General features: G+C 48.8%; 24 protein-coding genes. 15 read left to right on the forward strand and 9 right to left on the reverse strand.

What is annotated here, in order from left to right:
• Positions 1-118: 118 nt before the first annotated feature.
• On the forward strand, positions 119-1381 hold the full coding sequence (locus ACYVAD_RS24975) for a pepsin/retropepsin-like aspartic protease family protein (RefSeq protein WP_461142271.1): 1263 nt from the start codon (positions 119-121) through the stop codon (positions 1379-1381).
• Here ACYVAD_RS24975 and ACYVAD_RS24980 read toward each other — a convergent pair.
• The gene (locus ACYVAD_RS24980; RefSeq protein WP_461142272.1) at positions 1378-2412 is read right to left on the reverse strand and encodes a sensor histidine kinase; all 1035 of its coding nucleotides are present in this window, start codon (positions 2410-2412) and stop codon (positions 1378-1380) included. The genes ACYVAD_RS24975 and ACYVAD_RS24980 overlap by 4 nt on opposite strands.
• A gap of 91 nt (positions 2413-2503) precedes the next feature.
• Entirely contained in the window at positions 2504-3211 is a 708-nt protein-coding gene (locus ACYVAD_RS24985; protein WP_461142273.1) for a response regulator, read from the reverse strand.
• A gap of 305 nt (positions 3212-3516) precedes the next feature.
• Here ACYVAD_RS24985 and ACYVAD_RS24990 point away from each other — a divergent pair, with 305 nt between their 5' ends.
• Positions 3517-4668: an AI-2E family transporter gene (locus tag ACYVAD_RS24990; RefSeq protein ID WP_461142274.1), complete on the forward strand. Its 1152-nt coding sequence runs from the start codon at positions 3517-3519 to the stop codon at positions 4666-4668.
• Here ACYVAD_RS24990 and ACYVAD_RS24995 read toward each other — a convergent pair.
• From ACYVAD_RS24995 to ACYVAD_RS25005, 3 genes are read right to left on the reverse strand one after another with little or no spacing between them, the layout of a single operon-like run.
• A complete protein-coding gene (locus ACYVAD_RS24995) occupies positions 4665-5294 on the reverse strand; it encodes an LON peptidase substrate-binding domain-containing protein (RefSeq protein WP_461142275.1) in 630 nt (209 codons plus the stop codon). The genes ACYVAD_RS24990 and ACYVAD_RS24995 overlap by 4 nt on opposite strands.
• A 21-nt stretch (positions 5295-5315) precedes the next feature.
• Positions 5316-6101 (reverse strand): cysteine hydrolase family protein, encoded by a 786-nt coding sequence (locus tag ACYVAD_RS25000; RefSeq protein WP_461142276.1) that lies wholly within the window; start codon positions 6099-6101, stop codon positions 5316-5318.
• 22 nt (positions 6102-6123) lie between these two features.
• Complete coding sequence (locus ACYVAD_RS25005) at positions 6124-6333, reverse strand: hypothetical protein (protein ID WP_461142277.1); 210 nt, start codon at positions 6331-6333, stop codon at positions 6124-6126.
• Positions 6334-6500: 167 nt separating this feature from the next.
• Between ACYVAD_RS25005 and ACYVAD_RS25010 the strand changes: the two genes are divergently transcribed.
• From ACYVAD_RS25010 to ACYVAD_RS25055, 10 genes are all read left to right on the forward strand, one after another.
• Positions 6501-7049, forward strand: a complete 549-nt coding sequence (locus tag ACYVAD_RS25010; RefSeq protein ID WP_461142341.1) for a YceD family protein — start codon at positions 6501-6503, stop codon at positions 7047-7049.
• Positions 7050-7114: 65 nt separating this feature from the next.
• Positions 7115-7309, forward strand: a complete 195-nt coding sequence (gene rpmF, locus ACYVAD_RS25015; RefSeq protein WP_077923042.1) for a 50S ribosomal protein L32 — start codon at positions 7115-7117, stop codon at positions 7307-7309.
• A 146-nt stretch (positions 7310-7455) separates the two neighbouring features.
• Positions 7456-8397, forward strand: coding sequence for a phosphate acyltransferase PlsX (gene plsX / locus ACYVAD_RS25020; protein WP_461142278.1), 942 nt, complete (start codon positions 7456-7458; stop codon positions 8395-8397).
• A 40-nt stretch (positions 8398-8437) separates the two neighbouring features.
• Positions 8438-9421 carry a beta-ketoacyl-ACP synthase III gene (locus ACYVAD_RS25025; protein ID WP_461142279.1) on the forward strand — a complete coding sequence of 328 codons (984 nt, stop codon included), beginning with the start codon at positions 8438-8440 and terminating at the stop codon, positions 9419-9421.
• 81 nt (positions 9422-9502) lie between these two features.
• The gene (efp, locus tag ACYVAD_RS25030) at positions 9503-10066 is read left to right on the forward strand and encodes an elongation factor P (RefSeq protein WP_176565244.1); all 564 of its coding nucleotides are present in this window, start codon (positions 9503-9505) and stop codon (positions 10064-10066) included.
• Positions 10067-10125: 59 nt separating this feature from the next.
• Complete coding sequence (accB, locus tag ACYVAD_RS25035) at positions 10126-10617, forward strand: acetyl-CoA carboxylase biotin carboxyl carrier protein (protein WP_461142280.1); 492 nt, start codon at positions 10126-10128, stop codon at positions 10615-10617.
• Positions 10618-10717: 100 nt separating this feature from the next.
• Entirely contained in the window at positions 10718-12061 is a 1344-nt protein-coding gene (gene accC, locus ACYVAD_RS25040; RefSeq protein WP_461142281.1) for an acetyl-CoA carboxylase biotin carboxylase subunit, read from the forward strand.
• A 271-nt stretch (positions 12062-12332) separates the two neighbouring features.
• Positions 12333-13001, forward strand: coding sequence for a hypothetical protein (locus ACYVAD_RS25045; protein WP_461142282.1), 669 nt, complete (start codon positions 12333-12335; stop codon positions 12999-13001).
• Positions 13002-13287: 286 nt separating this feature from the next.
• Positions 13288-14268: a pyruvate dehydrogenase complex E1 component subunit beta gene (locus ACYVAD_RS25050; protein WP_461142283.1), complete on the forward strand. Its 981-nt coding sequence runs from the start codon at positions 13288-13290 to the stop codon at positions 14266-14268.
• Between the two features lie 192 nt (positions 14269-14460).
• Positions 14461-14820, forward strand: coding sequence for a hypothetical protein (locus ACYVAD_RS25055; RefSeq protein ID WP_461142284.1), 360 nt, complete (start codon positions 14461-14463; stop codon positions 14818-14820).
• Between the two features lie 83 nt (positions 14821-14903).
• On the opposite strand, the gene ACYVAD_RS25060 is transcribed toward ACYVAD_RS25055, so the two are convergent.
• From ACYVAD_RS25060 to ACYVAD_RS25070, 3 genes are all read right to left on the reverse strand, one after another.
• The gene (locus tag ACYVAD_RS25060; RefSeq protein WP_461142285.1) at positions 14904-16406 is read right to left on the reverse strand and encodes an APC family permease; all 1503 of its coding nucleotides are present in this window, start codon (positions 16404-16406) and stop codon (positions 14904-14906) included.
• A gap of 163 nt (positions 16407-16569) precedes the next feature.
• Positions 16570-19653 carry a protein translocase subunit SecDF gene (gene secDF, locus ACYVAD_RS25065; protein WP_461142286.1) on the reverse strand — a complete coding sequence of 1028 codons (3084 nt, stop codon included), beginning with the start codon at positions 19651-19653 and terminating at the stop codon, positions 16570-16572.
• 119 nt (positions 19654-19772) lie between these two features.
• On the reverse strand, positions 19773-20159 hold the full coding sequence (locus ACYVAD_RS25070; RefSeq protein ID WP_461142287.1) for a hypothetical protein: 387 nt from the start codon (positions 20157-20159) through the stop codon (positions 19773-19775).
• A 149-nt stretch (positions 20160-20308) separates the two neighbouring features.
• On the opposite strand from ACYVAD_RS25070, the gene nadC reads away from it, so the two are divergent.
• Complete coding sequence (gene nadC / locus ACYVAD_RS25075; RefSeq protein ID WP_461142342.1) at positions 20309-21142, forward strand: carboxylating nicotinate-nucleotide diphosphorylase; 834 nt, start codon at positions 20309-20311, stop codon at positions 21140-21142.
• Positions 21143-21217: 75 nt separating this feature from the next.
• Here nadC and ACYVAD_RS25080 read toward each other — a convergent pair whose 3' ends face one another.
• Positions 21218-24076 carry a M16 family metallopeptidase gene (locus tag ACYVAD_RS25080; protein WP_461142288.1) on the reverse strand — a complete coding sequence of 953 codons (2859 nt, stop codon included), beginning with the start codon at positions 24074-24076 and terminating at the stop codon, positions 21218-21220.
• Between the two features lie 262 nt (positions 24077-24338).
• On the opposite strand from ACYVAD_RS25080, the gene ACYVAD_RS25085 reads away from it, so the two are divergent.
• Together ACYVAD_RS25085 and lhgO are read left to right on the forward strand one after the other, a co-directional pair.
• Entirely contained in the window at positions 24339-25625 is a 1287-nt protein-coding gene (locus ACYVAD_RS25085; protein ID WP_461142289.1) for an anthranilate phosphoribosyltransferase, read from the forward strand.
• Between the two features lie 53 nt (positions 25626-25678).
• Positions 25679-26875, forward strand: a complete 1197-nt coding sequence (lhgO, locus tag ACYVAD_RS25090) for an L-2-hydroxyglutarate oxidase (RefSeq protein ID WP_461142290.1) — start codon at positions 25679-25681, stop codon at positions 26873-26875.
• Positions 26876-26963: the final 88 nt, after the last annotated feature.

Raw genomic sequence — 26963 nt, forward strand, 5'->3', positions numbered from 1 at the left:
AATTTTCATTTACCCTTTAGCAACCTGTTCTCTTAAATCACTTATGACAGGTTTCGATAATTTTTTATTGCAATATTTTGATAAAAAATAATAACTTTATATCAATATCGAGACAGTTATGAAAAAGCTCTTCCTGATTATCAGCGTGCTGCACGTGTGCCTATCGGCTCTGGCCGATGACACAAAAAAACTACCCGATAAAGACCGTTTTGGTTTTCATATCACTCAGAACCGAAAGTGGACTCGTATTCCATTTGAACTTCATTCAAACCTGATCATCGTGTCTGTCCAAGTCAATGAATCAGACACATTACGGTTCATTCTGGATACAGGCGTGAGTAACACCATCATTACAAATCCGAACGCTTTTAAGCACCGTTTGCCAACTCTAGCCCGGAAAGTAAACATAACGGGCGCGGGTGAAGGCGGGCATATAACGGCGTCCGTAGCGATTAACAACCGGATGAAGCTGGGTGACATGCAAACCGCTCACCACAGCTTGCTGGTACTGGACGAAGACATTCTGAAACTCTCTGAGTACGTAGGAACTCCCATTGATGGAATTTTTGGCTATGAGTTGTTTGCCAACTTTGTGGTCAATATTGATTTCCAGCGCCGGGAACTGCTGGTTATGAATCCAAAAAATTACCGCTACAACAAACGTAAAGGCGATCAATACCAATTGACTATTCAGGATACAAAGGCTTATACCGACGTAATGGCGGTATTCGAAGACAATAAAGTAACCCCGCTGCGGGTGGTATTGGACACCGGCGCTGGCCACGCGTTACTCCTGGATCGTTCACGTAACTCAACCGACATGCCTCTTCCGGCCAAGGTTATCCGGGCGCAATTGGGCCGTGGCCTGAACGGAGTTATCAACGGCAATCTGGGCCGTATTCAAAAGATCCGCTTTGGCCGCTATGAAGTAAACAACGTACTGGCGTCGTTTCCTGACAGTGTTGCCTTCGGTATGAAACTCGTTAATATGCCCGGTCGGCAGGGTAACGTTGGCTGCGAGCTACTGCGCCGATTTAACGTTACGTTCAATTACCCAGGTCAGTACTTGGTCCTGAAACCGGTAAAACGGATGATGCGGGAACAGTTTGAGCACGACATGAGTGGTGTCGAGCTCCGGGCAAAAGGCGATCAGTTGCGGAATTATTACGTCGAAAAACTAATCCCAGGGTCACCTGCGGCCTTAGCTGGATTACGCGAAGGCGACGAAATTCTGTTTGTGGACAGCTATTCCGCCCAGGGACTAAGTGTGAGTGATATTTACAAGATCCTGCAGAAGGGAGAGGGTAAAGAGATTACGTTACTGGTGCGCCGAAGCGGTCAGCTCGTAATGGCCCAGTTCGCACTCAAACGCGTTATTTAATCCACCCGGTCAAGTTTGAACTGGAATGTCGTTCCCTTGTCGATCTTACTCATTACGGTTACCTTCGACTTATGGGCGCCGAGAATATGCTTGACAATAGCCAGTCCTAAGCCCGTACCGCCCCGATCTTTTGAGCGGCTTTTCTCTACCCGGTAGAAACGCTCGAAAATCCGGCTCAGGTGCTCTGGCGGAATACCGGGACCATCGTCACGCACGGAGATGGCAACGTATTTTTTCTCCTCTTCCAAACTGACAACTACTTTCCCGTTGTCGGTGCCGTATTTGATAGCATTCTCGATCAGGTTAGTCATTACCTGCGTAATGCGCGAGCTATCAGCTTTAACCCGGATGGGCCCTGGTCGGCTAACGCGCATTTTGAGCGTAGTTCCGCGCCCCTGAGCAATCTTTTCGAGCTGGTCGAAGATCTCTTCTATGACTTCCGTCATGTCGACCTTCTCAAAATTCATTTTTACTTCACCCGTTTCAAGTTGCGAAAGCACCAGCAGGTCCTTTACCAACGCATCGAGCCCATCCAGACTTTTGGCGGCCTTCGACAGGAATTTATCCCGTACCCGCTCATCGTCCATCGCACCATCGATCAACGTGTGAATGAATCCCTGAGCCGCGAAAATGGGTGTCTTTAACTCGTGTGATACGTCGGCCAGAAATTCCCGACGGAATTGTTCCAGCCGCTTGAGCTCGTCAATTTCTTTCTGCTTTTTGGCGACGTAGACGAAGATCTCGTCGTTCAGCTTTTTGAAGGGATTATTATTCTTGACCAGCGATTTTCGGGAGATTGTAAAATCCTTCATTTTCAGCTTATTAATGGTCTTGTACATTTTATCGACTTCGCGGTACACCAGTACCTCGATTGTGTACATCACCAGAAACAAGGAAACAACGAAGGAAGAAAGCCCCGTTACGAACAGCATCGTTTCTGTAACACCATCGATAAAAGCCAGAAAGGATACCGTTAAAAACGAAATCAGGCAAGCCAGTAAAAAGGCGATTATGCGGGGACTAAGAGACATTTTACAAATGAGTGAATGAGTGAATGAGTGAATGAGCGAATAGCTAGCGCATGCTTTTTATTCGCTCATTCACTCATTCACTCATTCACCATTATTCTGGTTGATCGGTAAACATGTACCCAACACCTTTCAGGGTACGAATGTGCGTATCACCGATTTTTTCGCGAAGTTTTCGGATATGAACGTCAACGGTACGTTCGAGTACGTAGATATCAGCGCCCCAGATGCGCTGGAGCAGTTCCTCACGACTGAAAACTTTATTCGGGTGCTGAGCTAGAAAAAACAGCAGTTCAAACTCCTTCTTTGGCAAGATGACTGATTTCTCTCCCTGACTGACCGAGTAATTTTTACGGTTGATAATCAAGTCTGCGATAGAAACCTGCTCACCTGGATCGGCTTTCTGTGCTTCGCGCCGGAACAGAGCGTTGATACGGCTCATCAGCGCCCGGGGTTTGATTGGTTTTGTGATGTAATCATCGGCACCTACATCGAACGCAGCTACTTCTGAGTACTCTTCCGAACGAGCCGTTAAATACAGAATATACGTCTGCCGCAATTCGGGTATTTCGCGCAGTTGCCGACCCGCTTCGATACCATCCAGTTGGGGCATCATAATATCGAGTACAACTAGTTCTGGCAGGTACGTCCGGGCGATTTCAACGGCTTTGCGCCCATCCGACGCCGTTCGAACATCATATCCTTCTTTGCTGAGATTGTATTCGAGCATCTCAACGATGTCGACGTCGTCATCGACGACTAAAATTCGGTGTAATGGTTGAGCAGCTTTAGCAGCACTCATACGTAGTGAAGTTGGTAAAAACCTGTCCTATCCCAGATGATAGGTTGCCCGAAGTTACGTGCCTTAATGATAACGTAATGAACCAGCAACACATACTTAACAAAAACTTAACACCCAAACAAGTCAATTTCAGCTAATTGCATAATTTATACGGTTTGGTTTAGCGCTTACAAACAGAATTTTACAAAAGCCAAACAGACGTTCCGGAAAACGGTTATCGGGTAGGTTGGCATCCGGTCTACGTTTCTTTCGGAACGGACTGTATCAGTAAACCTTTCACTAGTCAACGAAGTTAACCAGGACTTATGAACATTCGCCCACGGGAAATAATCCTTCCCTACTACGCTAGATTCTGTTTTGTACTTATATCGCTGGTTATCGTCGTGTATGGACTACACATCCTGAAAGGGGTGTTGATTCCGCTCGTATTTGGCATTCTGTTTTCGGTCTTGCTATTTCCACTGGCCAATCGGCTTGAAGGTTGGAAAGTTCCCCGCGTATTGGCCATCCTTGTATGCTTGCTTCTTACACTAGCAGCTATTGCCGGTATTCTGTACGCTGTCTCCATGCAGATCAGCAATTTTACGGAAGTCGTCCCGCAACTGATGGAGCGGGGAAACAAGTTCCTGGATCAGGTGCAGACATTTGCCGATGAACGTTTTAACATTAACCGGCAGCGGCAAATCACGGAGGTTCGTAAATACCTGAACGAGTCGATTGCCGAGGGAGGAGCCATTCTGACCTCTACGCTGTTGGCCACTACCAGCGCGCTAACCGATGTTTTCCTGATTCTGATTTTTATTTTTTTCTTCCTACTCTACCGCGACTTTTTCCGGTCGTTTTTCTACAAAGCATTCGAAGATACGCGCCGGTCAAAAATCGACGCCGTCATGGGGGGCATCTATACCGTGGTCAAGGATTATTTGGCCGGACTGGTACTGGTTATTCTAATCATCGGTACGTTAATGACCGTCGGTCTTCTGATTCTGGGAATTGATTACGCTATCTTCTTCGGCTTCTTTGGTGCCTGCCTGGTATTAATTCCTTATTTCGGCATCTCGATTGGCTCGCTCCTACCCGCTGCTTACGCACTGGTCACCGACGATAATCCACTCAAAGCACTGGGCGTTATTGGCGTATTTCTCTTCGTGCAGACAATCGAGGGCAATTTTATTACGCCCTACATCGTCGGCTCGAAAGTGAGTATCAATCCGCTAGCGGCTATTATCGTTCTGATTCTTTGGGAGAACGTCTGGGGGTTACCGGGTCTGGTGCTGGCCTTGCCAATGACTGCCATTATCAAAGTCATCTTCGATTCGGTTGACGCCCTTAAGCCTTACGGATTCCTCATCGGGGAAGCGGAGAAACCTCGACCACCCATTAAAAACCTGCAACAGCTGGCCGATCAATTGCCAAAACGCGCCAAGAAGATTGGGCAGGTCAACGAGAAGGGCTAAAAATTGAGCGGATCCAGGTTTTTGAAGTGTCCATTCATTCGAATTCGCTGTTTGGTCCGCTCCATGTCGGAAACGACTGGCAGTACATTGTTGAGGTGTTGAATTAGGAAGAGCTGCCGCTCGGCTTCTGAATCAATCGTAAGCAACTCGTATTCCTGTTCGATGGATAGACCTACCTTGTGTGCTACGCGGTACGAGAAGTTTTTGACCTCTGGGTTATAGTCTGTTTCGATCTCCAGCAGTTTATACAATCGCTCCAATCGTTCGATTAGCGCTGAGTTGTGGGCACTGAATGAGTCACCCTGCTCGACAAGCTCCACCTCTCCCCCGGCATACAACTTATCCTGCAATGGGTTTTCAAAATTCACGAGCTTGAAAACCGAAATGCCTTTGGATTTGATGTCCATCCGACCATCAGGGTATCGCTTGTGTAGCGTTGTTACGTGCATAATGGTACCATAGCCCGGCAGTTTGTTGTCGATAAATACGGGAATCCCAAACGTCTTTTCCTCGTCAATACATTCGTTGATCAGTTGCCGGTAGCGCGGCTCAAAAATGTGGAGGTTGAGGTCTTCTCCTGGATACACAACCAGGTTAAGCGGAAATAGAGGTATGGCATTGTCCATGGCCACGAAAGTTAGGCGATTTCAGTTGAAAATGTTGATAGACTCTGCAAACCGGACATTTTTGGTCCAGGCTTCGGCATAAATTGGGTCCGCCAGGTGTCCCATCCCCGTTACGTCCGACATACAATCCGTGACAAGTACCAGTTTTTCTGTTATAGACGGCGCAAAATCTAGTAACTGTTTCAGGCTAGTAGCGACACAGTGCGACTTCGCTTCACCCATGATATAGATCGTGTCAAACCGATCTATATCAGCAACAAGAGCCGCGTTAAACTGGGTCTCAGGCACAGCTGGGTCAGGTACCTGCGCCTGAAAAACGCCAAAGTGTTCAGTGAGGGGGTATAACCCTTTCTGAACGGCCATATAGTCCCGGTCCCGCTGGTGTGCCCAGTTTTTTAAGGCGGCCAGCAACGTATCGTGTAGGGCTGCTCCAGAAGATCCAATCAGGCAGTGTTCAGGCCAGATTACGTGCTGAAACTGCCCGTCGGCTTCCAGCGCCTGAATGTATTGGTGAGCTTTCTCAGGACTGAAGCGCGGTATCCATTGACCGGTTATTACGTCGTCAGAAGTGATTACCGTAAATGGATCGGGATGTTTCCCTTCTGCATTCTTCCAGAACTGCGGGTGCGCAATATCCAGCAGTTGGTGCGTATCCAGCGTTACGACAATATGATCAATCTGGTGCGCGTGCTTGTGAATGAGACGGGCAATTCGTTCAACGTCAGCATCTGCGCCGGGCACAAACAGCGCTCCCTCTGGATGACAAAAATCAACCTGAGTATCAATGATCAGAAAAGCGTTCGTCACTAGTCTCTGGAATTCGTGAAAATTAACTGTCTTTACGATGGGGAATTACCGTCCATTTTTTCACGCCGGGCATGTGATCGGTAACAACATCGGCCGCAACGTCCTCTAGGTTCTCCTCGTTTGTTGAGAAAAAGAGGCTGCGGGGTTCTTTGCCTTCGTCGGTAATACGAACTTCGTAATACTCATTGTGGTGCTCAATAGCGTGTTTTTCGACGAGTTGATAGGTTGCCATGACTCAAAAAGGTTTGGTATTGATAACGCCTGCTACTAAGCAGATGTTTGTTCTACGACTGCGAGAATGCAATCATCAATCTGGTCAACAATTAATTTCTAAACAGCACTTTACTGATTCACAAACGTTTCGTACCTTTGCGGTCTTATTTTGGAGAGGAGATAGACGTGAACGCATTACGACCCTATGATATTAACATCGTTGGTCTGGACAACAAACGGTATGAGTACGACTTCACCTCGGGCGATACCTTTTTTGCTGCGTTAGATCAAGATCTGATTGGAAAAGGGCACGTACATACCCACTTGACTCTGGAAAAATCCGAGACGATGATTCGGCTAATATTTCAGATCAATGGTACTGTCGAACAGACCTGCGACCGGAGTCTGGACGAATACGATGAGCCGGTAGATACCGAACAAACGATGATTTTGAAATTCGGCGATCACAACGAAGAGTTGAGCGACGAAATTGAACTGATCGAGCGTAGTACTGCCACCATCAACGTTGCCCGGTATATTTTTGAGTTCATCAGCCTGGCATTACCCATGAAACGACTTCACCCTCGTTTCCGGGACGAAGAAGACCAAGATGATGATGAGCTGAACGGACGGGTAATTTACCGATCAGACGCGCCAACCGAGGACGAAGAAGAGAGCAAGCCCGACAAAGTAGACCCTCGCTGGGATGCTTTACGCAAGCTGAGTGATAATTAATACAACAAGGCCTGAACAGGCTGGACTTAATAAAGTAGACAGACAACAGACAATTATAAACTGCTATGGCACACCCCAAACGACGCCACTCCAGCACCCGACGCGACAAGCGCAGAACGCACTACAAGGCTACGGCCGTAACGCTGTCGACCGACGCACAAACTGGCGAAGTACACGAGCGTCACCACGCTCACGTTTTCGAAGGTAACCTGTTTTACAAAGGTCAAATGATCATCGAGAATTACGCTAAAACTGCTTAATTTTCAACGCATTATGTAAAGTATTTCACTGACGTCTTCTTGAAGATGAACGTGAAATACTTTTTTATTGCCCGTTACCTATCTATTTTTACGCGTATTTTTCTACAATCCGGCGTAATCGGGTTGGTATTGAACAAACGGAGTCAATGAAAATTGCAGTGGACGCTATGGGTGGTGATTTTGCTCCCGAAGCGATAGTGGAAGGAGTAGTAATGGCCGCTGCCGAGTTGCCAAATGACGTAACCATTGTCCTTATTGGCAAGGAACAGATCGTTCGGGAACTACTAAATAAATACGACACGGAAGCACAGCAACGTATTGAGCTCGTTCATGCTGACGATGTTATTGAAATGAGTGAGCATCCAACTAAGGCTCTCTCCCTTAAACCCAATTCCAGCATTGGAGTTGGGTTTAAACTTATGAAGGATAGGCAAGTCGATGCGTTCTGCAGCGCAGGCAATACGGGTGCTATGCACGTGGGTGCCTTGTTCAGTATTCGCGCTATCGAAGGCATTATTCGCCCCTGTATTGCCGGGTTCGTTCCGCAGGTGACGGGTGGACAGGCCGTTATGCTCGATATCGGTGCCAACGCCGACTGCAAGCCTGAGATGCTGGCTCAGTTCGGTGAGGTTGGTTCCATCTACGCTCAGTACACCTTCGGTATTGATCGACCTCGCGTAGCGCTGATGAACATCGGTTCTGAAGATCAGAAAGGATCACTCGTGGCGCAGGCAGCTCATCAGCAACTAAAAGATAATCGCCGAATCAACTTCGTAGGAAACATTGAAGGGGGGGACTTCTTCGCCGGTAAAGCAGACGTCATTGTGACGGATGGCTTCACCGGTAATACTATGTTCAAGTTGGGTGAGTCTTTCTACGCCATGGCTAAACTCCGCGGTATCGACGACGAATTCCTGAACAAAACAAATTACGAATCGGTAGGCGGAAGCCCCATTATAGGCGTAAACGGGAACGTGATCATTGCTCATGGCATTTCATCGCCCCTTGCTATTAAAAACATGATTGGACTAGCCATTAAACAAGTCGAATCAAATGCCTACACAAAAATTGCACAGGCGCTGGCTTAAGCCAATTGACTGTGTTCACTAAGCTCGTACACCACCACCAATGAGTAAAGCTGCCATAACAGGAGTCCACGGCTACGTTCCCGACTACGTGCTGACTAATGCCGAGTTAGAGCGTATGGTGGATACGAACGATGAGTGGATTACCACGCGTACCGGCATCAAGGAAAGGCACCTTCTGAAGGGCGAAGGCATGGGCTCATCACATATGGGCGCCAAGGCTGTATTGGGTTTGCTGGAAAAAACCGGCACGCGCCCCGAAGAGGTTGACCTGCTGATCTGCGCAACGACGACGCCCGATTACCTTTTTCCCTGCACGGCTAACCTCATCTGTGATATGGTGGGTATCCGGAATGTAGGGAGCTTCGATATACAGGCCGCTTGTTCAGGCTTTCTTTACGCGCTGACCACCGGATCTCAGTTTATTGAAACAGGTAAGTACAAAAAAGTAATTGTCGTAGGGGCCGACAAAATGTCGGCCATTGTTGATTACACCGATCGTACAACCTGCGTCTTGTTTGGCGACGGTGCCGGCGCAGTCATGCTGGAACCGAACAATCAGGGATTTGGTGTGCTAGACTCAATCATCAAGTCGGACGGAAGCGGTCAGAACCACCTATTTCAGAAGGCGGGCGGAAGCCGTTACCCACCCACCCACGAAACAGTAGAAAAACGGTGGCATTTCGTTTATCAGGATGGCCCGTCGGTCTTCAAGTTTGCCGTTAAGAACATGGCCGACGTATCAGCTGAGATTATGGAACGTAATCAGCTTCTTGGTAGCGATGTCGCCTGGCTGGTCCCGCATCAGGCGAACAAACGTATCATTGATGCAACGGCAAACCGGATGGGCATCGAGCCAGACAAGGTGATGATGAATATTCATCGGTACGGGAATACAACAGCCGCCACCATTCCGCTCTGTCTGTTTGATTACGAATCACAGCTGAAAAAAGGAGATAATTTAGTCCTAGCTGCTTTTGGGGGCGGATTTACCTGGGGTGCAGCTTACGTAAAGTGGGCTTACTAATTGATTAATAACTGTTGATTGATCGTGATCGGGTAGATGACCTATCACATCTAGTAAACATTTTCATTTCCAAATTTAGACATGGCAACGACCGCAGACATCCGGAACGGACTGGTCATTAACTTCAACAACGACCTTTTTCAAATCACTGAATTCCAACACGTTAAACCTGGAAAGGGGGCAGCTTTCGTTCGGACGAAAATGAAAAGCCTGACATCAGGACGAGTGCTGGACAACACATTCAACTCGGGCGTAACGATTTATCCAGTTCGGGTAGAGCGTCGGAAGTTCCAGTTTCTATACAAGGACGAAGCAGGCTTCAACTTCATGGATCAGGAGAGCTTCGATCAGATCAATCTGGACGAGAAACTGGTGGACAGTGCTGATCTGATGAAAGAAGGTCAGGAAGTTGAAATTCTTATCAACGCCGAGAATGAAGTACCTCTTTCCTGCGAACTTCCTCCGTTCGTTGAACTAGAGGTGACTTACGCAGAACCGGGTATCAAAGGTGATACCGCCAATAGCCCTAAGAAACGGGTTGAACTGGAATCAGGAGCAAAAGTGATGGTTCCGCTTTTCATTGAACAAGGCGAACGGATTCGGGTTGATACCCGTACCCGCGATTACGTTGAACGCGTAAAGTAATCTTTAGTAACGAGGGTATTTTAACGAGCTTCCGTTTTTTCTAATCACGAAATAGTATTATGACCACCCAAGACATACAGCAACTTATTGATTTTATTTCACAGTCGGGTCTGGATGAGGTAAACATCGAAACTACCGATCTGAAAATTAATGTTAAGCGGTACGGTTCTGCAACGCCAGCGCCTGCTCTGGTTGCTTCGGCACCGGCACCCGTTGCTGCTATGCCCGCGCCCGTTGCACAGCCTCAGGCTAGTGCTCCTGCCGCTTCGGCTCCGGTTACTGCCGAAGCCCCTAAAGCCGATTCGTCTAATTACATCACCATAAAATCGCCGATGATTGGTACATTCTACCGATCGTCGAATCCGGAAACGCCTTCGTTCGCTGAAGTTGGTGATACTATCTCCGAAGGTAAAGTTGTTTGTATCATTGAAGCAATGAAGCTGTTCAATGAAATCGAATCAGAAGTATCCGGTCGGATCGTAAAAGTGCTGGTAGAGAACGCCACACCTGTCGAGTATGACCAGCCGTTGTTTTTAGTCGAGCCAATATAAATTAATTAGTGAATGAGCGAATGAGTGAATGAGTGAATAGTCAGCTACGTCAGCAAAATATTCACTCATTCACTCATTCGCTCATTCACTCATTCATACTATGTTCAAGAAAATTCTTATCGCCAACCGGGGAGAGATTGCGCTGCGGATTATTCGGACCTGTCGCGAAATGGGTATCCGGACGGTAGCCGTCTATTCGACTGCCGACCGTGACAGTCTGCACGTTCGTTTCGCTGACGAAGCTGTTTGTATTGGTCCGCCTGTCAGCAAACTGTCTTATCTGAGCATTCCCAGCATTATTTCGGCCGCCGAGGTTACGGGAGCCGATGCCATTCACCCAGGTTACGGCTTCTTATCCGAAAATGCTGAGTTCTCGCAGATTTGCAGCGATTACGGTATCAAGTTTATTGGGGCAACGGCTGATCAAATCAACAGCATGGGCGACAAGGCTACGGCTAAAGCAACCATGAAAGCAGCCGGCGTTCCGGTTATTCCTGGTTCAGAAGGTCTACTAGAATCGATTGAGCAAGGTAAGCAGCTTTCTGCCGAAATGGGTTATCCAGTCATTGTAAAGGCAACGGCTGGTGGTGGCGGACGAGGCATGCGAATTATTCGGTCGGAAGAAGATTTCGATAAGGCCTGGAATGACGCTCGTACTGAAGCTGGCGCAGCTTTTGGCAATGATGGTCTATACCTCGAAAAGTTTGTTGAGGAGCCCCGGCATATCGAAATTCAGATCGTTGGTGATCAGTATGGTACCGTCTGTCACCTGTCTGAACGCGATTGCTCCATTCAGCGTCGTCACCAGAAGCTCGTCGAAGAGACACCGTCGCCCATTATTACGCCTGAAATTCGGGAGCAAATGGGTGAAGCGGCCATCAAAGGTGCTAAAGCCATCGGCTATGAAGGCGCTGGTACGGTTGAGTTTTTAGTTGATAAACACGGGAAGTTCTATTTCATGGAAATGAACACCCGGATTCAGGTAGAGCACCCGATTACGGAGGAAGTAACTGATTTTGACCTGATCAAAGAGCAAATTAAGGTAGCAGCCGGTGGTGAGATTTCAGGACGGAATTACACGCCTAAACTTTACTCGATGGAATGCCGGATCAATGCCGAAGATCCGGTGAATGGTTTCCGGCCGTCGCCGGGGAAAATTACGGTCTTACACATTCCAGGTGGGCATGGTGTTCGGGTTGATAGCCACGTCTACACGGGCTATACCATTCCACCGAACTATGATTCTATGATTGCTAAACTGATCGTTTCGGGTCAGTCACGGGAGGAGGTAATCACCCGGATGAAGCGTGCGCTTCAGGAGTTCGTTATCGAAGGAATTAAGACGACTATTCCATTTCATATCAAATTGATGGATGATCCGAAGTTTAAGTCGGGGCAATTCACAACTGCGTTTCTGGATACGTTCGACTTCTCGAAGCTGTAAGTCAGTTAAACGTAATTTCTTAAAACGGCCGGGCTGCTACGCAGACCCGGCTGTTTTATTTTTCACCTACTCATTTTCAACGTACTACTCATTTTCAGTTTAATGCAGCTTTTAGACGTTTTATCAGTTTGGGTCATTCATTACCACGAGGCTACGAAACGAATCTAAGTCCTTACCAAAAATTGTTTCTCTACCTTTTACTAACAAGTTTTCTACGCGACAGCGGCAACTATATACTTTGGGCTTAATTCCTTATTAGCCACTATTTTATATGAACACGCTTCGCTTTCTTCTCATACTATTGTTACTCGGAATTAACTCCATAAGCAAAGGGCAGATTGCCAATGACAATACGTTGTCGGTTACTATTGACGGTGAAAAATACCAAGCTTCTCCTCGTCGTATCCGCATCGGAAATTACTGGTGGATTACCGCTAATTCAATAAAGCCGGACCAATCGTTACGTATCTGGCTTGGTAGCTACAACAATGATGAAGGAATAGAGCCCGGCACTTATCTGGTAGTTGACGCCGATGACCCCGACATAAAGGCAAACCGACAGAAAGTTCAGGATTCAGCTAAGTACAAAGGGCTAGCTGCGATCAAGTACGTAAAGGAGATCAAAGAGCCACGTATGGAATATCATGTTGGCAAATCGCAAAACAACGACGAAACGATTACAGTGAAAAAGGGTGCTGATGGTGCTCTTGAAGCAACCTTCAGCGGATCACTGGCGGGGTCGTATTGGAAAGAAAAAGCCAGCGCTACTGTCTTCGGCGGGGTGGGTCGATTGATGAGTAAACTAGAAGACAAAGCAATTACCAAAACCACTGGCTATGACTCTGCTATTGATCCAGAAGGTAATGGGTACAAAAAGCAACTCAAGACTGACACTATCGAACTAAAGGATGGCAGCCTTCGATTGAAGATGACAAAATAGTTATTAGCTCACATTCTTAGAAGAGGGGAGTCTAGTTCGAACTGGGCTCCCTTCTTCTATTTTCCCTTTTTTTATCTTGAACAGGCTTTTGATTACAACGTTAATTAACGAATTGATAACTAGTAAGTGGTTCTTATTTCACCACTCGAATTCTTATTCAAAAAGGCAACTAAGCATCATTTGATGAATCAGCCCATTTTGCCTAATTTTGGCCAGTTTTAAGCCAGTTTAACGACTGCCTTAACCCTTTTTATTTGATTCATAACACGCAAGCAACGCACTCAGCATGAGAGAAATACAGTTCCGTGAAGCCCTGCGGGAGGCCATGTCGGAAGAAATGCGCCGGGACCCGCTGGTTTATCTGATGGGCGAAGAAGTAGCCGAATATAACGGGGCGTATAAGGTTAGCCAGGGAATGCTGGACGAATTTGGTCCAGAGCGGGTGATCGATACGCCTATTGCCGAATTGGGCTTTGCGGGTATCGGCGTTGGGTCAGCCATGAATGGTCTGCGTCCGATCATCGAGTTTATGACCTTTAACTTCTCACTCGTAGCGATCGATCAGGTCATTAATTCGGCCGCTAAGATCATGTCAATGTCGGGTGGCCAATATTCCTGCCCCATTGTTTTCCGGGGACCAACCGGAAATGCAGGGATGTTGTCTTCGCAACACTCGCAAAACTTTGAGAACTGGTTTGCTAATACGCCCGGCCTGAAAGTAGTTGTCCCGTCAAATCCCTACGACGCTAAAGGCCTCCTAAAGTCTTCTATTCGTGATAATGACCCTGTCATTTTCATGGAATCTGAGCTGATGTACGGTGATAAAGGCCAGGTTCCAGAAGAAGAATACCTGATCCCGATTGGGCAGGCTAACGTGGTACGCGAAGGAAACGACGTAACAATCGTTTCTTTCGGTAAAATCATGAAAGTGGCCTTGGCTGCCGCCGAAGAATTAGCCAAGAATGGCGTTTCGGCAGAGGTTATTGACCTTCGTTCGGTTCGTCCGATTGATTATCCAACGATCATCAATTCGGTGAAGAAAACGAACCGTTGCGTGATCGTGGAAGAAGCGTGGCCATTAGCAGCTATCTCGTCGGAGCTGACTTATAACATCCAACGGAATGCTTTTGACTACCTCGATGCGCCTGTTGTGCGGGTAAACAGCATGGATCTGCCACTACCTTACGCTCCTACGCTCATCGAAGCCATTCTGCCAAACGTTAAACGTACTTTACAGGCTGTGGAGGCTGTTATGTACAAGAAATAAACGTTTTTCGGAAAGCGTAAACTGCTGAATTTCTGGCACGCCCGATTTCGAATTCGTTGATCCGAAAAAAAAACAGCCACTTATTTACTAAGTGGCTGTTTTTTTTTGTCATATGTTCTTTAAACGGGCAAAAGCCCATTGTCAGCTGGCAGAAGAAAAATAGTGGCACAGTTTTTCCTATAATCTGTAGGTATGCAGAATTACACGGAAACCCAGCGCAGAGAGTTACTGATCCGGCCAACTGGTCGAGTTATATACGAAGTCAGCTTGCAGTATGTTGGCGCACTGAATACAATACGGGAACGAGAGCCTAGCATCATCTATTTTTCGAATCTGCGCAAAGCCGTTGATTCTGTCACAGCGGAGCTAGCAATGAACAACTGGCCGCCCAAGGTTAATTACACAGCCGTGTACCGGGGTGTAAAACAGCGTGGGTTCTATAATTGTGATTTCGATGTAGCAAACGCCCGGGTTTTTCGCGTTAAAGTAGTGCCGAGGGTATTGAATCCGGCTTTGCCCAGACTGGGCATTGATGAGAATCCCGTGAACTAGTAAATCACTACAGCTTTCTGAGTTTCTATAAAGCAAAAGGCGCCCTAATCAGGGCGCCTTTTGCTTTATAGAAACTACTATAACTATTGCTCTGGATTATTCAGGTTACTGTGTTTCCGACTGTAGAGGAAGTAAACGATAATTCCCAACGTACCCCAGATCAGGAACGCAATTTTGGTATCAACGCGCAGGTTCCACATCAGGTACAGGTTAGCCAGGATACCCAGCGTGGCTACGATTGGCAGCGCGGGTGTCCGGTACGGACGTTCCAGGTTAGGCTCCCGAACACGTAGCATCCAGACAGCTGCACAGATCATGGCGAACGCCAGCAGCGTTCCTGAGCTACACAGCTCCGAAACTTTATCGATTGGTGTCAGGGCTGCCACAACCGAGATAATCGCTCCTACGAGGATTGTGCTCTTATACGGAGTCTTGAACGTAGGGTGGATAGCGGCAAAAAGTCCTTTTGGCAACAGACCGTCTTTCGCCATACCCAGGAAGATCCGGGTCTGACCCAGCATCATCACCAGCATTACTGAAGTTAGACCGGCAATGGCGGCAATCGTGATCAGATATACCGCCCAGGTCAGGCCTACATCAGCAAATGCCTGCGCAACGGGCGCTTTCAGGTCCAGACTATCGTAACGTACCATACCGGTCAGTACCAGCGAAACCAGGATGTACAGTATCGTACAAATAATCAGTGAAGCAATGATCGCGAACGGTACGTCTTTCGTTGGATTGATGGCTTCACCAGCCTGCGTCGACACGGCGTCAAAACCGATGTAGGCGAAGAAGACAATACTGGCAGCAGTAACGATACCGTTAAAGCCAAAGTGCGGCTGACCTTGGGCGTCCACTACCTGGGTTGGAATAAATGGCGTCCAGTTGGTCGTATCGACGTAGAAAGCACCCACGACAATCACAAAGATTACCGTAACTACCTTCAGCACCACGATGATGTTATTCGTGCTGGCAGCTTCTTTGATACCCTTAACCAGGATATAAGTAACAACCCAGACGATCAGGAAGGCAGGCAGGTTGATGGCGAACGTAAAATCAGGCACATTCTGGCCAGCAGCCCGTAAGATTCCAGCTTTTTCCTGCGCTGTAATCGGGTCGTTCATTAACCAAAGGGGTAGGTCGATGTGAAAGAGGTGCATCAGCTTCTCGAAGTACCCCGACCAGCTCACGGCCACCGTGGTGGCCCCCATCATATATTCCAGGATAAGGTTCCATCCGATGAACCAGGCAAAGATTTCACCAACTGTACCGTATGAGTAGGCATAGGCAGAACCTTCGACGGGTAGAATAGAGGCAAACTCAGCGTAACACAGAGCAGCAAACGTACAGGCCACACCCGCCAATACGAACGACAGCGCCAGCGCAGGTCCCGCCCAGTCATGCGCAGCAATCCCGGTCAGTACGAAAATACCGCCCCCAATGACGGCACCGATGCCCAGCGAGGTTAGCCCCCAGCGGGTCAATACGCGTTTAAGCTCGCTCTTTTGCATATCAGCCGCATAGGCCGCGAGCGGCTTTTTGCGCATAACGCTGGTATTTACGGGTTTAAGCTTTGTCTCCATGTAGTAAAATAGAGTTTGGTGATTAAGTACTTTGGGGAAATATTCTTAGGCTAAAATCTCGTGAAAGATACAAAAATAAAAAGCGAAAGAACGAACGAGTAAAAGAGCAAATACCGACCAGCAGCCTTTTTCCCTTTTACTCGTTCATTTCTTCGCTTTTACCCTATGACTGCGATGGGCGAATCAACGGGGTTTTTACTTTCTTCTCCTTTTTCGCAACGAACTCGTCTGGCGTGCTTGGATCAGCAGTTGTAAAGTCAGCCGGAATCGCGTCGAAACCCGTTTTCTTCTCAATAGGAGCGCTTGGCGTGTTCGAACCTTTTTCCTGATCACGGCTCAGGGCGTCAACCACAATCGGCGTAGCCACAAACAGCGATGAGTACGTACCAACAATAACCCCGATCAGCATAGCGAACGAGAAGCCACGGATGGTTTCGCCACCGAAGATAAATAGGACTAACAGTACCAGAATTGTCGAAAAACCGGTTACCGCCGTACGGCTCAACGTACTGTTCAGGGCGTTATTGATGATAACCGGAATACTTTCTTTCTTACCCTTGTTTTCGGCCAGGTACTCACGAATCCGGTCAAAGACAACGACGGTGTCGTTCATCGAGTAACCCATGATCGTCAGGACAGCGCCCACAAACGCCTGATCAACGTCAAGCGAGAATGGCAACCAGCCGTTAAAAATCGAGAAAATAGCCAGGATAATCAGTACGTCGTGGAACATAGCGACCACCGCACCGTATCCAAATGCCATTTTCTTAAAGCGGATCAGGATGTACGTAAATACGGCGCCTACGGCTAGCAGTATCGACCAAAGAGCCGATGTTAACAAGTCGTAAGCAATCGTTGGCCCAACTTTTTGCGAACTTTCAATCCGCGCTGAGTTGCCCTGAATGTTGCTCAATCCTTTGTAGATAGCAGCCTCAGCGCGCTTATCTGCGCCCTGCGAGTTATCGTCTACCAGATACGGCGTCGTCACTTTCACTTGGTTATTATCACCAATACTGGCACCACCATAGGTTTTAACCTCTGGCGACGAACCAAGCACACCTTCCAGCGAATTACGAACGTCATCCGTGCTAACGGCTTTTTCAAAGCGAATTACGTACGAGCGACCACCTTTGAAGTCAACGCCCAGACCGAATCCTTTGAATAGTACTGAAACGATACCCAGACCAATAATTACCGACGAAACCGTGTAGTATAGTTTCCGACGTGATACGAAGTCGAAGTTCGAATCAGCGAACAGGTTCTTCGCCCAGGACGATGAGAAGGTCAGCGTTTTGCCGTCACGAATGTAGTATTCCAGCAGCAGGCGGGTGATGAAGATAGCCGCGAACAGCGAGGTCAGGATACCAATGATCAGCGTTGTAGCGAAACCAAGAATCAGACCCGTACCGAAGATGAACAGAATTACCCCCGTCAGGAAGGTCGTTACGTTCGAGTCGATAATCGACGACAGCGAGTTTTGGAAACCATCGTGAACAGCCTGCTTAAAGCCTTTCCCTTCCGCCAGCTCTTCTTTAATCCGTTCAAAAATCAGTACGTTCGCGTCGACCGCCATGGCAATCGAAAGTACGATACCAGCAATACCGGGCATAGTCAGTACCGCGCCCAGCGATGCCATTACGCCCATCAGGAAGAACAGGTTGATTAGCAGCGCAACGTCGGCAATCAAACCAGCACGGTTGTAATAGAACACGACGAAGGCTAGTACTAGCAGAATACCAACTGCCGACGAGATAAGACCAGCACTCACCGCTTCCGAACCCAGCGTAGCCCCTACAATGCTCTCTTCCACAATGTTGGTAGGAGCAGGGAGTTTACCAGCTTTCAGGACGTTGGCCATATCCTTGGTTTCTTCAACGGTGAAGTTACCCGAGATGCTCGAACGACCGTTTGGAATTTCGTTCTGTACGTTTGGCGCCGTGTAAACCAGATTATCCAGCAGGATGGCTACGGGACGACCGATGTTAGCCGCGGTCAGGTTTTTCCATTTGCGAGCTCCTTCGGCGTTCATGCTCATCGTTACCTCAGGACGACCACGGTCATCGTAGTCATTAGCAGCATCGGTAATAACATCGCCTTCGAGCGGAGCCCGACCACCCGACTTGCGGAGGAAGTAGAGCGGCAGAATTTCTTTGCCATCCGTCGACTTGAACGTCTTCCGATCCCAAGCAAATACAACATCAACGGGGAACAGCGAACGAACTTCAGGTGCATTCAGTACTGCGTTAGCACGCGCTGTGTCTTTCAGATAAACACCCAGTTGATCCTGACCAACGGGCAGGAATAGTTGCGTAAGCGCCGTACCCTGCGCAGCGGCAGCAGCCGTATCTTTCGTTGCTGTCGAATCTTTTTTACCACCCTGAGCCAGCTGCGACTCCAGGCTGTTCTGCGTCGAGGCCGTACCAGCAGCCGGTGTTGAAGCCGTTGCTTTTTGAGCCGCTTTCCGTTCCGCTTCCTGGCTAACCAGGTAAGACCCGATACCTTCCAGCGCAGGTGCCAGTTCGTTCAGGCGATATACTTCCGTAAACTCCAGTTTGGCCGCACCGGTCAGCAGGCGCCGAATACGCTCTGGGTTATCAACACCCGGCAATTCGATCTGAATCCGACCCGAACCTGGGAGACGCTGAATGTTTGGGTTAGCTACCCCAAATTTATCAACCCGAGCCTGAATGATCTGGAACGCCCGAGTGGTTGCTCCATTCACTTCGTCCGCCAGCATCCGACGTACTTCGGCGTCCGACGACTGGTAGTTGATTTTGCTGCGGTTAGCGCTTGTAGCAAAAACGCTGGCCAGCTTAGTGTCCGGAGCAAGTGCCTTGAAACGATCAGCAAACAGATCGACGAAGCTGGTGCTGCTTGTTTTCTGAGCTTCGGTAGCTTCTTTCAGCGCCTGAGTAAATTTAGGATCGCGGTTGTTACCCGACAGGCTCCGAAGGATATCGGCAGGCGATACTTCGAGTACAACGTGCATCCCACCCTGTAGGTCAAGACCCAGACCCAGCTCGCGTTCGGTTACTTCCTGTAGCGTGCTACCCAGATAGACATCCTCTTTCCAGAGCGAATCAAGGTAACGTTGTTTTTTAGCGGGATCAACCTGCCCCTGTTTGTTTGTCGCGTAGGCTTCGGCGTCAGCTTTAATACCTCGCGAAACGAACGTAAACGACAGGAAATAAAGGCAAATAGCCGTTAGGATTCCCGTCAGAATCAGTATTCCGGTTTTGTTTTGCATTGAAAGGTTGGCACAGGCGAATGCCCACGCGGCTTTTGAGAGAAATTAATCTGGTAAGAAGAGAAAACGTGTTGACAGTCTGTCAATCCTGCGGATGCAGTACCATCCCGGCACCTAAACTAGGGGGCATTGCTGGCAATATGATGCCCAAAAACGTGCTGGAAGTACGAAAAATAAAAGTGCGGGAGCGTAAAGTGCCGTAACAGAACAACACTTAAAAGGAGCAAAATGACCAGCGTCGGCGCTGGTAGTAAAATAGCCGTCTGGCCCGAACTGCCGATCTGAACGGCTGGCGTAACAACAGCTTCGAGCTGAGCCGCACTTAGTTTAACTTCCTCCTGATTGGAGTTAGTAGCCTTGCCACCAACGGCTTTCTCAGCAACCGCCTTTTTGACCGCCAACGCGCTTTGCTTGGCCGCACTATTAGATCCGGAAGCTGCGGTGAACAGCATCAGAACTGCCAGCAGCAGACTCGAAAGACGTTGTATGGTTCTTGGTTGCTTCATAAAAGCGTAAGAGGGATGACAAATTTCGCATCAATCTAGCAGTTATGCAAGCGGTTTTCGGTGGACTAAGCAATATTTTCTGGGATAGTTTATACCCTGAACAGTTTGTTTATTCGGTACGTCGGAAAATATTAACCTACTTTGCGCTTATGAATCTACACGAATTTATTCAGCTTGCTCTGGCCGAAGATGTGGGAGATGGTGACCATACTTCGTTGTCGACTATTCCGGCCGATGCGCAGAAGCGGGCGCGTCTACTCGTCAAGGAAACCGGCGTATTAGCGGGTGTCGAGGTGGCCAAAGCCATCTTTGCTGAAGTGGATCCGACCTTTCAGGTTGATATTCTGATGCAGGACGGGTCTACTATCAAACCCGGCGACATTGTTTTGACGGTGAGCGGTAATGCCCGTAATATTCTGACGGCCGAGCGACTAGTCCTCAACTGCATGCAGCGCATGAGCGGGATTGCGACCCACACGCGCGAATTGGTTAACCTGATGGAAGGTACCCGGGCCAAGCTGCTGGATACCCGCAAAACCACGCCGAACTTTCGTATCTGCGAAAAGATGGCGACAAAGATCGGGGGGGCAGTTAATCATCGCTTCGGCTTGTACGACCAGATTCTGATTAAAGATAATCACGTTGACTATGTTGGTGGCATCGAGGCAGCCATTAACCAGGCTGTAGCCTACCTGAAAGAAACAGGTCGAAACCTCAAAATTGAAATCGAAACCCGGAATCGCTCCGAAGTGGAAGAGGTGTTGCGTGTGGGTCAGGTTGATATTATCTTACTAGACAATTTTACGCCCGACGGAATCCGCGATATGGTTCGTCTGATTAACCGGCAATACGTAACGGAAGCATCAGGGGGAATTGACGAAACGAACCTGCGTGCCTATGCCGAAACCGGCGTTGACTACATTTCGTCTGGTGCGCTGACTCATCAGATCAAAAGCCTGGATTTGAGTCTTAAGGCGTACTGATCGATGATACGTTAAAACGGGAGGGTCTAGCATCAGCCGATGCTAGACCCTCCCGTCGCTTGTTTTACTCTGGGCTTATTTCTTTTCTGGCATCAACACCAGCCGAATGAAGTTATCGCCGAAGTAACGGTTGGCGGCTTCTTTCGTGCTTTCGACAGTGACTTTTTTGAGCAGTTCATCTTCGTGCAGGACCTCATCCGGTGCGTCACCCGTGTAATACTGATTTTGCAGGTAGCCTAGCCAAAACTGGTTATCTTTCAACTGTACTTCGGTTTCTCGGCGCGTTTCGGCTTTGAATTTCGCGATATCAGTCGCATCAGCACCTTTCTTCTTTAGCTCGTCAATCAGCTCTTTCGTTTTAGCGATTAGCTTCTCAACGTTTTCGGGCGCGCAGCCAAAGTTGATGCGGAAAGTATAGCGAGGAACAGGATACTTGCTGTAGGCTCCACTAGCCCCCACGCCATATACACCACTCTCTTCTTCGCGGAGTTTTTCGATCAGCTTAATCTCCAGTACTTCGCTCAGCGCATCCAGTTGGGTCGTATTCTCCGGCGACCAGTCCATATTACCGCTGTATACTAGCTGTACTGACGCTTTTGGATCGAGACCCCGGTACACCGTCTTGCTGATTTGGCCGGTTGGCGCGCGAATGCCTAAATCTTTAAACTTCTCAGCCGACCCCGTTGCTGGCAAGCCGCCCAGGTACCGTTCAACCAGCGGTTTCAGCGTTTCTTCGCTCACGTTGCCGACAAAGAAGAACGTAAAATCTCCCGCATTGGCAAAACGTTCCTTGTAAATGGCCAGCGCACGATCCAGGTCTATTTTGTCCAGATCCGCGGGTTTGAGCGGTTGCCGACGCGGGTTGTTGTTACCCAGCGTTACAGTTACGGTATCCTGAAATACTCGCGCTGGCGTTGGCGTGTTGATCTGGCTTTGTAATGCACTTTTCTGGTTCGACAGGAATCCCTTTACCACATCGGTATCTTTCCGGGGCTGAGTAAAATAACTGTAGAGTAGCTGCAAGGCTGTTTCCAGATCCTTTGGTGCAGCACTGCCACTCACGCCTTCACTTAGCTCGCTGATAAACGGATAAACGCTCACCTGTTTTCCCGCCAGGAACTTGCCTAGTTGAATCTGGTTAAAGGCTCCCGTACCACCCAACGTAGCGAGCGTAGAGGCAAAGCGCGCCGACTGAAAATCGGTCAGATCATAGAGCGATGTACCACCAAAGCTGCTACCCGCAAACAGAATCTGATCGTTTTTGAAATCAGTTGGTTTCAGAACGATTTTGACTCCGTTTTTGAGCGTCCACTCCGTTACGTCGATGTCCTTGATTTTCTTCGTTTCCACGACTGGGGAGTTGCCTGGCTGCGTTGCCAGCAGTGGGCTATCAATCGTTTTGTCATCGTAGGCCGTCAGGTTTTTACCAGCAGCATCAATGAAGTCGATGATCTGTTTCGTCGAAGGCAATTTATCCTTATCCTTCTGGGGCGCCATAACGATGACAGCCCGGTTCTCATTCCGGATAAATTGGTCGACCAGCGTATTTACTTCGGGTAATCTGATTCCACCCAGCTCTTTCTTCAGGAAATCATAATAGAATTCGATGCTAGTATATGGCTCCTTGTTCGTAAAGTTCTGCACGTATTCGTTGACGTAATTCACCGAGCGCGTCTTATTTCGCTCGCTATACGCCTGTTCAACACCCGTCATAAACTCCTGTTTGGCGCGCGCCAGTTCGGTAGGCGTGAAGCCAAATTGTTTTACCCGCGCATTTTCGTCCAGCACCGCTCGGATGGCCCGCTCGACATTCCCTTCTTTTGCAACAGCCACCGACGTAAAGGCATCCAGATTACCCAGAAAATCACCGTAGTTGCTGTAGCCACCCAGAAATGGCGGATCGGCCTGCTGCGTTAGTTCCTGAATCCGGTTTCCCAGCATGGCGTTGAACAGTCCTCGCTTGATACCTTCACGCAAGTCATTCAGCGTTCGCTCCTTGATCTCGGGTCGTTTGTATATAACCTGCACCACCGTACTAGGCTGTTCTTCGTCCGTGACGACAATTACTTTGGTGTCTTTATGCGCCGGAATAGAGAACTCGGGCCGTGGCTTCGGATTTTTCACCGCAGGAATCCGGCCGAATTTTTCCCGAATTATTCCTTCGACTTCTTTGACATCAAAATCACCGACGGCGATAACCGCCATGAGGTCGGGCCGATACCAATCGCGGTAGAATTGACGTAACGTATCGGCTTTGAAGGTTTTCAATACGTCCTCGGTACCGATCGGCAGTCGTTTGGCGTAGATCGAATTGTTCAACAGTACCGGGAAGTAGGCGTCTCGCATCCGCTGACCAGCGCCACGACCGAGTCGACGCTCTTCCAACACGACACCGCGCTCCTTTTCAATCTCGACCGAGTCAATCGTTGCGTTGTGGGCCCAGTCTTCCAGAATTTGAAATGCCTGCCGGAATACATCGACAGAATCTGTCGGAACGGGAAGCTGATAGACAGTCTCGTCAAAGCTCGTATAGGCGTTCAAATCGGCACCAAACCGCACCCCCGACGACTGGAGGAAATCGACCAGTTTGTTCTTAGGATAATTCTTGGTGCCATTAAACTCCATGTGCTCCATGAAGTGCGCCAATCCTTGTTGCCCGTCGGTTTCCAGCACCGAACCCGCCCGAACGACCAGCCGAAGCTCAGCCCGGTTTTTCGGTTCTGCATTTTTGCGAATGTAGTAGGTCAGGCCATTAGGCAACTTACCGACCATAACAGCCGGATCGGTTGGTATGGGTTTCGTTAGATTGACCTCGCTCGTTTTGGCTGGTGCTTTACCAGTACTTGCTTTTTTTGTTGACGTTACTGGCTTGGGCTGAGCCAGCACGGTGGAGGAAATGAGCAGTAAGCTCATTAAGAAGGGAGTACGTCCCATTGGGTAGCTTGCGGATTATAAGTAATACGTGTCTTTACAGGCTGTATCCATAACGTCAGTAATTCACGATTCGTTTGCCAGCTTATTATCGAATCGCACTATGGCCGATCACTGTCAAACAAGAAAATACAGCGCCCCTGGTTACTGTAGCTAGCGCAAACATCAGAATAAAAATAATGTTGTTTGCAGATAAGTCGCTTGCCGTAAATGCGCGAGCCCGGTTTATCCTATATTTACTCGTGTACTTGTTAAGCCTTCCTCTATGTCGATCAATAGCTTTTACCTTGACACCCCCACCGAAACGCCACTCGGGCGGGGAATCAAACATATTGGTATTGGTAAATATGGCAGTAAGCCGTTGCCACCGGACTTACTAGAGGAGTGTCGACAGGCGCTGATTGATCCGACTACACATCCGTTGCAGCGGGGGGCTTTTTTGGGAGCCTTGCTGGCAAAAGGGCCTACTCAGGAGGAGAAAACGCTGGAGGAAACAATTGGTAAAGGCGCTTTCGCCCACGCTGCATTTTTCATTAATAAGGTTTGTCCGGAACTGCCCGTTGGCATGCTACCCGTAGCGACTAAGCTGGTCCGCGGTCATAATTTGCAGGAAAGCGAAGCCCAGCAACTGGGTGATTACCTGTTCGGCATTGGGGTCAAACCGGAGGATAACTGCGAAACATTCCGGGGATTGGCAGCCAGCATCATGCGGGTTCGACACGAAACCAATGAAGAATATCAAGGGCTGATGCGGGCCGCCGAACGAACGTTTTCTCCTGGATTTGGTAAGATCAGCTGCGCTACCCGACCACTAGTACAATTGGCCGAACCTTTTGACGGGGTCGAGAACAGTTATCTCATCACGCCAATTCTGGCTCATTTTTTCCAAAAAAGGGGGTACGGTGCGGTGTCGGTTGTGGGTCGGTCGGGCGGACCAAAGTTTACCCTGAATGCGTTGGATTTGTACATGCATTTAGGGTGTCAGTTTCTCCAGAGCAACCACGAACTCGATACAACCCTCGATCGGTACGGGTGGGTCCTGGATCAGAAAGCGCTCTCGCCCGCCCTAAATACCTGGGTTGATCGACGCCGTATTCTCATTAAGCGCCCATTTCTTGCTACGCTGGAGAAAGCCCTGAACCCTTGCCACGCCCGAATTCTGGTTACATCCGTTTTTCACATTACGTACCAGATGAAAATGGCCGAGATGGCGTTGATGGCGGGCTTCGATGCGGCCATTGTTCTTAAGCGAGGTCTAGAGGGAAGCCTGGCCCCTTCAACCAGCCGCGCCAGCGGTATTTTATGTGCCGTTCGTACTCCGCGTGGCCATCTCTTCTTTCAGCACTTTGACGGCGATGCCGCTACGTTTGCCGATTTCCGGACCACAACCGAAAGTCAGCATGAGAATCCTCAGGCTACGGATAACGCTAAGCTGATCCGGCAGTTCATGGCTGAAGGAGTCAGTGGTGATGCCGATTTTGACAATCGCGTGCATTTTGCCCAAGCGCTTTACGGGCGTGGGCTGGACTGGATTGAGAACCAGTTGGAATAAGTACGATTTACCCGAAAATCGTACCTTTATGGCTTGTATTTAGCCAGTAAGGCATGATAGACGTATTAATTATTGGGGGCGGTATTGTTGGCTTGGCTACCGCTCTGCAACTGAAACAGCAACGACCATCGCTCAGTGTCGTACTTATTGATAAAGAACCTGCCGTAGCTCGCCACCAAACCGGCCACAACAGCGGTGTTATTCATTCCGGCTTGTACTACAAGCCGGGCAGCCTGAAAGCTACTAACTGTATCCGGGGCTATCAGATGCTGGTCGACTTTTGCCGGCAGGAAGAAATTCCTTTTGATCTGTGCGGCAAAATCGTTGTGGCGACCAAAACGGCGGAGATTCCTCAGCTCAACATGCTGTATGAACGCGGGCAGCAGAACGGCCTGACGGGTCTACGTAAGCTGACCGTTTCTGAAATGCGCGAGATTGAACCGCATGTCAATGGGGTAGAGGGGATGTTCGTTCCGCAAACCGGTATAGTTGATTATAAACAGGTCTGCGATAAATACGCTGAGAAGTTTCAGGCGTTAGGTGGCGAAATCCGGCTGGCCGAACGCGTGGAGCAGGTAACGTCAGGAAATAGTCTGAATATTGTCGTGACGAACAAAGGGCGTTACGAAACGAAGCTGGTCATCAATTGTGCAGGTCTCTACTCCGATAAGATTGCTCAACTAACGCAGCCCGAAGCGCTCGATATCCGCATCATTCCGTTCCGAGGTGAATATTTTAAAATCCGACCGGAGAAGCAGTATCTCGTTAAGAACCTCATTTACCCCGTTCCCGACCCAAATTTCCCGTTTCTGGGCGTCCACTTCACCCGGATGATCCACGGGGGCGTCGAAGCGGGTCCGAACGCCGTGCTAGCTTTTCAACGGGAAGGATATACCAAGTCAGATATTAACCTGAAAGAGTTATACGAAACACTAACTTGGCCAGGCTTTCAGAAAGTGGCGGGTAAATACTGGCAGACCGGGCTAGGCGAAATGTATCGGTCATTCTCCAAGGCCGCTTTCACCAAGGCTTTGCAGGAGCTGATTCCGGAAATTCAGGAAAGTGATCTGGAAGAAGGGGGTGCTGGTGTCCGGGCGCAGGCCTGTGATCGGACGGGCGGTTTGTTAGATGACTTTGCCATTCTGGAAACAAATAAGGCTATCAACGTAGTAAACGCACCCTCACCAGCGGCAACGTCTTCGCTGTCTATTGGGGAAACAGTCGCTCAGAAAGCCCTGGCTCGATTTTAATCAATTTTTAAAGCCAGTACACCCGCAAACGGCAGTTTCCAGCCAAACATTACCTAAATGATCTGGTTTTCTGTATGAATCGAAAATT

The organism is Spirosoma pomorum, assembly GCF_054776615.1.

Excerpts from the sequence above, each read along its gene's own strand:
- ACYVAD_RS25045 (WP_461142282.1), top strand. The coding sequence starts at position 12,333 with ATGAACACGCTTCGCTTTCTTCTCATACTATTGTTACTCGGAATTAAC.
- nadC (WP_461142342.1), top strand. The coding sequence starts at position 20,309 with ATGAATCTACACGAATTTATTCAGCTTGCTCTGGCCGAAGATGTGGGA.
- ACYVAD_RS25050 (WP_461142283.1), top strand. The coding sequence starts at position 13,288 with ATGAGAGAAATACAGTTCCGTGAAGCCCTGCGGGAGGCCATGTCGGAA.
- lhgO (WP_461142290.1), top strand. The coding sequence starts at position 25,679 with ATGATAGACGTATTAATTATTGGGGGCGGTATTGTTGGCTTGGCTACC.
- ACYVAD_RS25060 (WP_461142285.1), bottom strand. The coding sequence starts at position 16,406 with ATGGAGACAAAGCTTAAACCCGTAAATACCAGCGTTATGCGCAAAAAG.
- ACYVAD_RS25005 (WP_461142277.1), bottom strand. The coding sequence starts at position 6,333 with ATGGCAACCTATCAACTCGTCGAAAAACACGCTATTGAGCACCACAAT.
- ACYVAD_RS24995 (WP_461142275.1), bottom strand. The coding sequence starts at position 5,294 with ATGGACAATGCCATACCTCTATTTCCGCTTAACCTGGTTGTGTATCCA.
- plsX (WP_461142278.1), top strand. The coding sequence starts at position 7,456 with ATGAAAATTGCAGTGGACGCTATGGGTGGTGATTTTGCTCCCGAAGCG.
- ACYVAD_RS25025 (WP_461142279.1), top strand. The coding sequence starts at position 8,438 with ATGAGTAAAGCTGCCATAACAGGAGTCCACGGCTACGTTCCCGACTAC.
- ACYVAD_RS24980 (WP_461142272.1), bottom strand. The coding sequence starts at position 2,412 with ATGTCTCTTAGTCCCCGCATAATCGCCTTTTTACTGGCTTGCCTGATT.
- secDF (WP_461142286.1), bottom strand. The coding sequence starts at position 19,653 with ATGCAAAACAAAACCGGAATACTGATTCTGACGGGAATCCTAACGGCT.
- rpmF (WP_077923042.1), top strand. The coding sequence starts at position 7,115 with ATGGCACACCCCAAACGACGCCACTCCAGCACCCGACGCGACAAGCGC.
- ACYVAD_RS25070 (WP_461142287.1), bottom strand. The coding sequence starts at position 20,159 with ATGAAGCAACCAAGAACCATACAACGTCTTTCGAGTCTGCTGCTGGCA.
- ACYVAD_RS25080 (WP_461142288.1), bottom strand. The coding sequence starts at position 24,076 with ATGGGACGTACTCCCTTCTTAATGAGCTTACTGCTCATTTCCTCCACC.
- ACYVAD_RS25055 (WP_461142284.1), top strand. The coding sequence starts at position 14,461 with ATGCAGAATTACACGGAAACCCAGCGCAGAGAGTTACTGATCCGGCCA.
- accB (WP_461142280.1), top strand. The coding sequence starts at position 10,126 with ATGACCACCCAAGACATACAGCAACTTATTGATTTTATTTCACAGTCG.
- ACYVAD_RS24975 (WP_461142271.1), top strand. The coding sequence starts at position 119 with ATGAAAAAGCTCTTCCTGATTATCAGCGTGCTGCACGTGTGCCTATCG.
- ACYVAD_RS25085 (WP_461142289.1), top strand. The coding sequence starts at position 24,339 with ATGTCGATCAATAGCTTTTACCTTGACACCCCCACCGAAACGCCACTC.
- ACYVAD_RS24990 (WP_461142274.1), top strand. The coding sequence starts at position 3,517 with ATGAACATTCGCCCACGGGAAATAATCCTTCCCTACTACGCTAGATTC.
- accC (WP_461142281.1), top strand. The coding sequence starts at position 10,718 with ATGTTCAAGAAAATTCTTATCGCCAACCGGGGAGAGATTGCGCTGCGG.
- efp (WP_176565244.1), top strand. The coding sequence starts at position 9,503 with ATGGCAACGACCGCAGACATCCGGAACGGACTGGTCATTAACTTCAAC.
- ACYVAD_RS24985 (WP_461142273.1), bottom strand. The coding sequence starts at position 3,211 with ATGAGTGCTGCTAAAGCTGCTCAACCATTACACCGAATTTTAGTCGTC.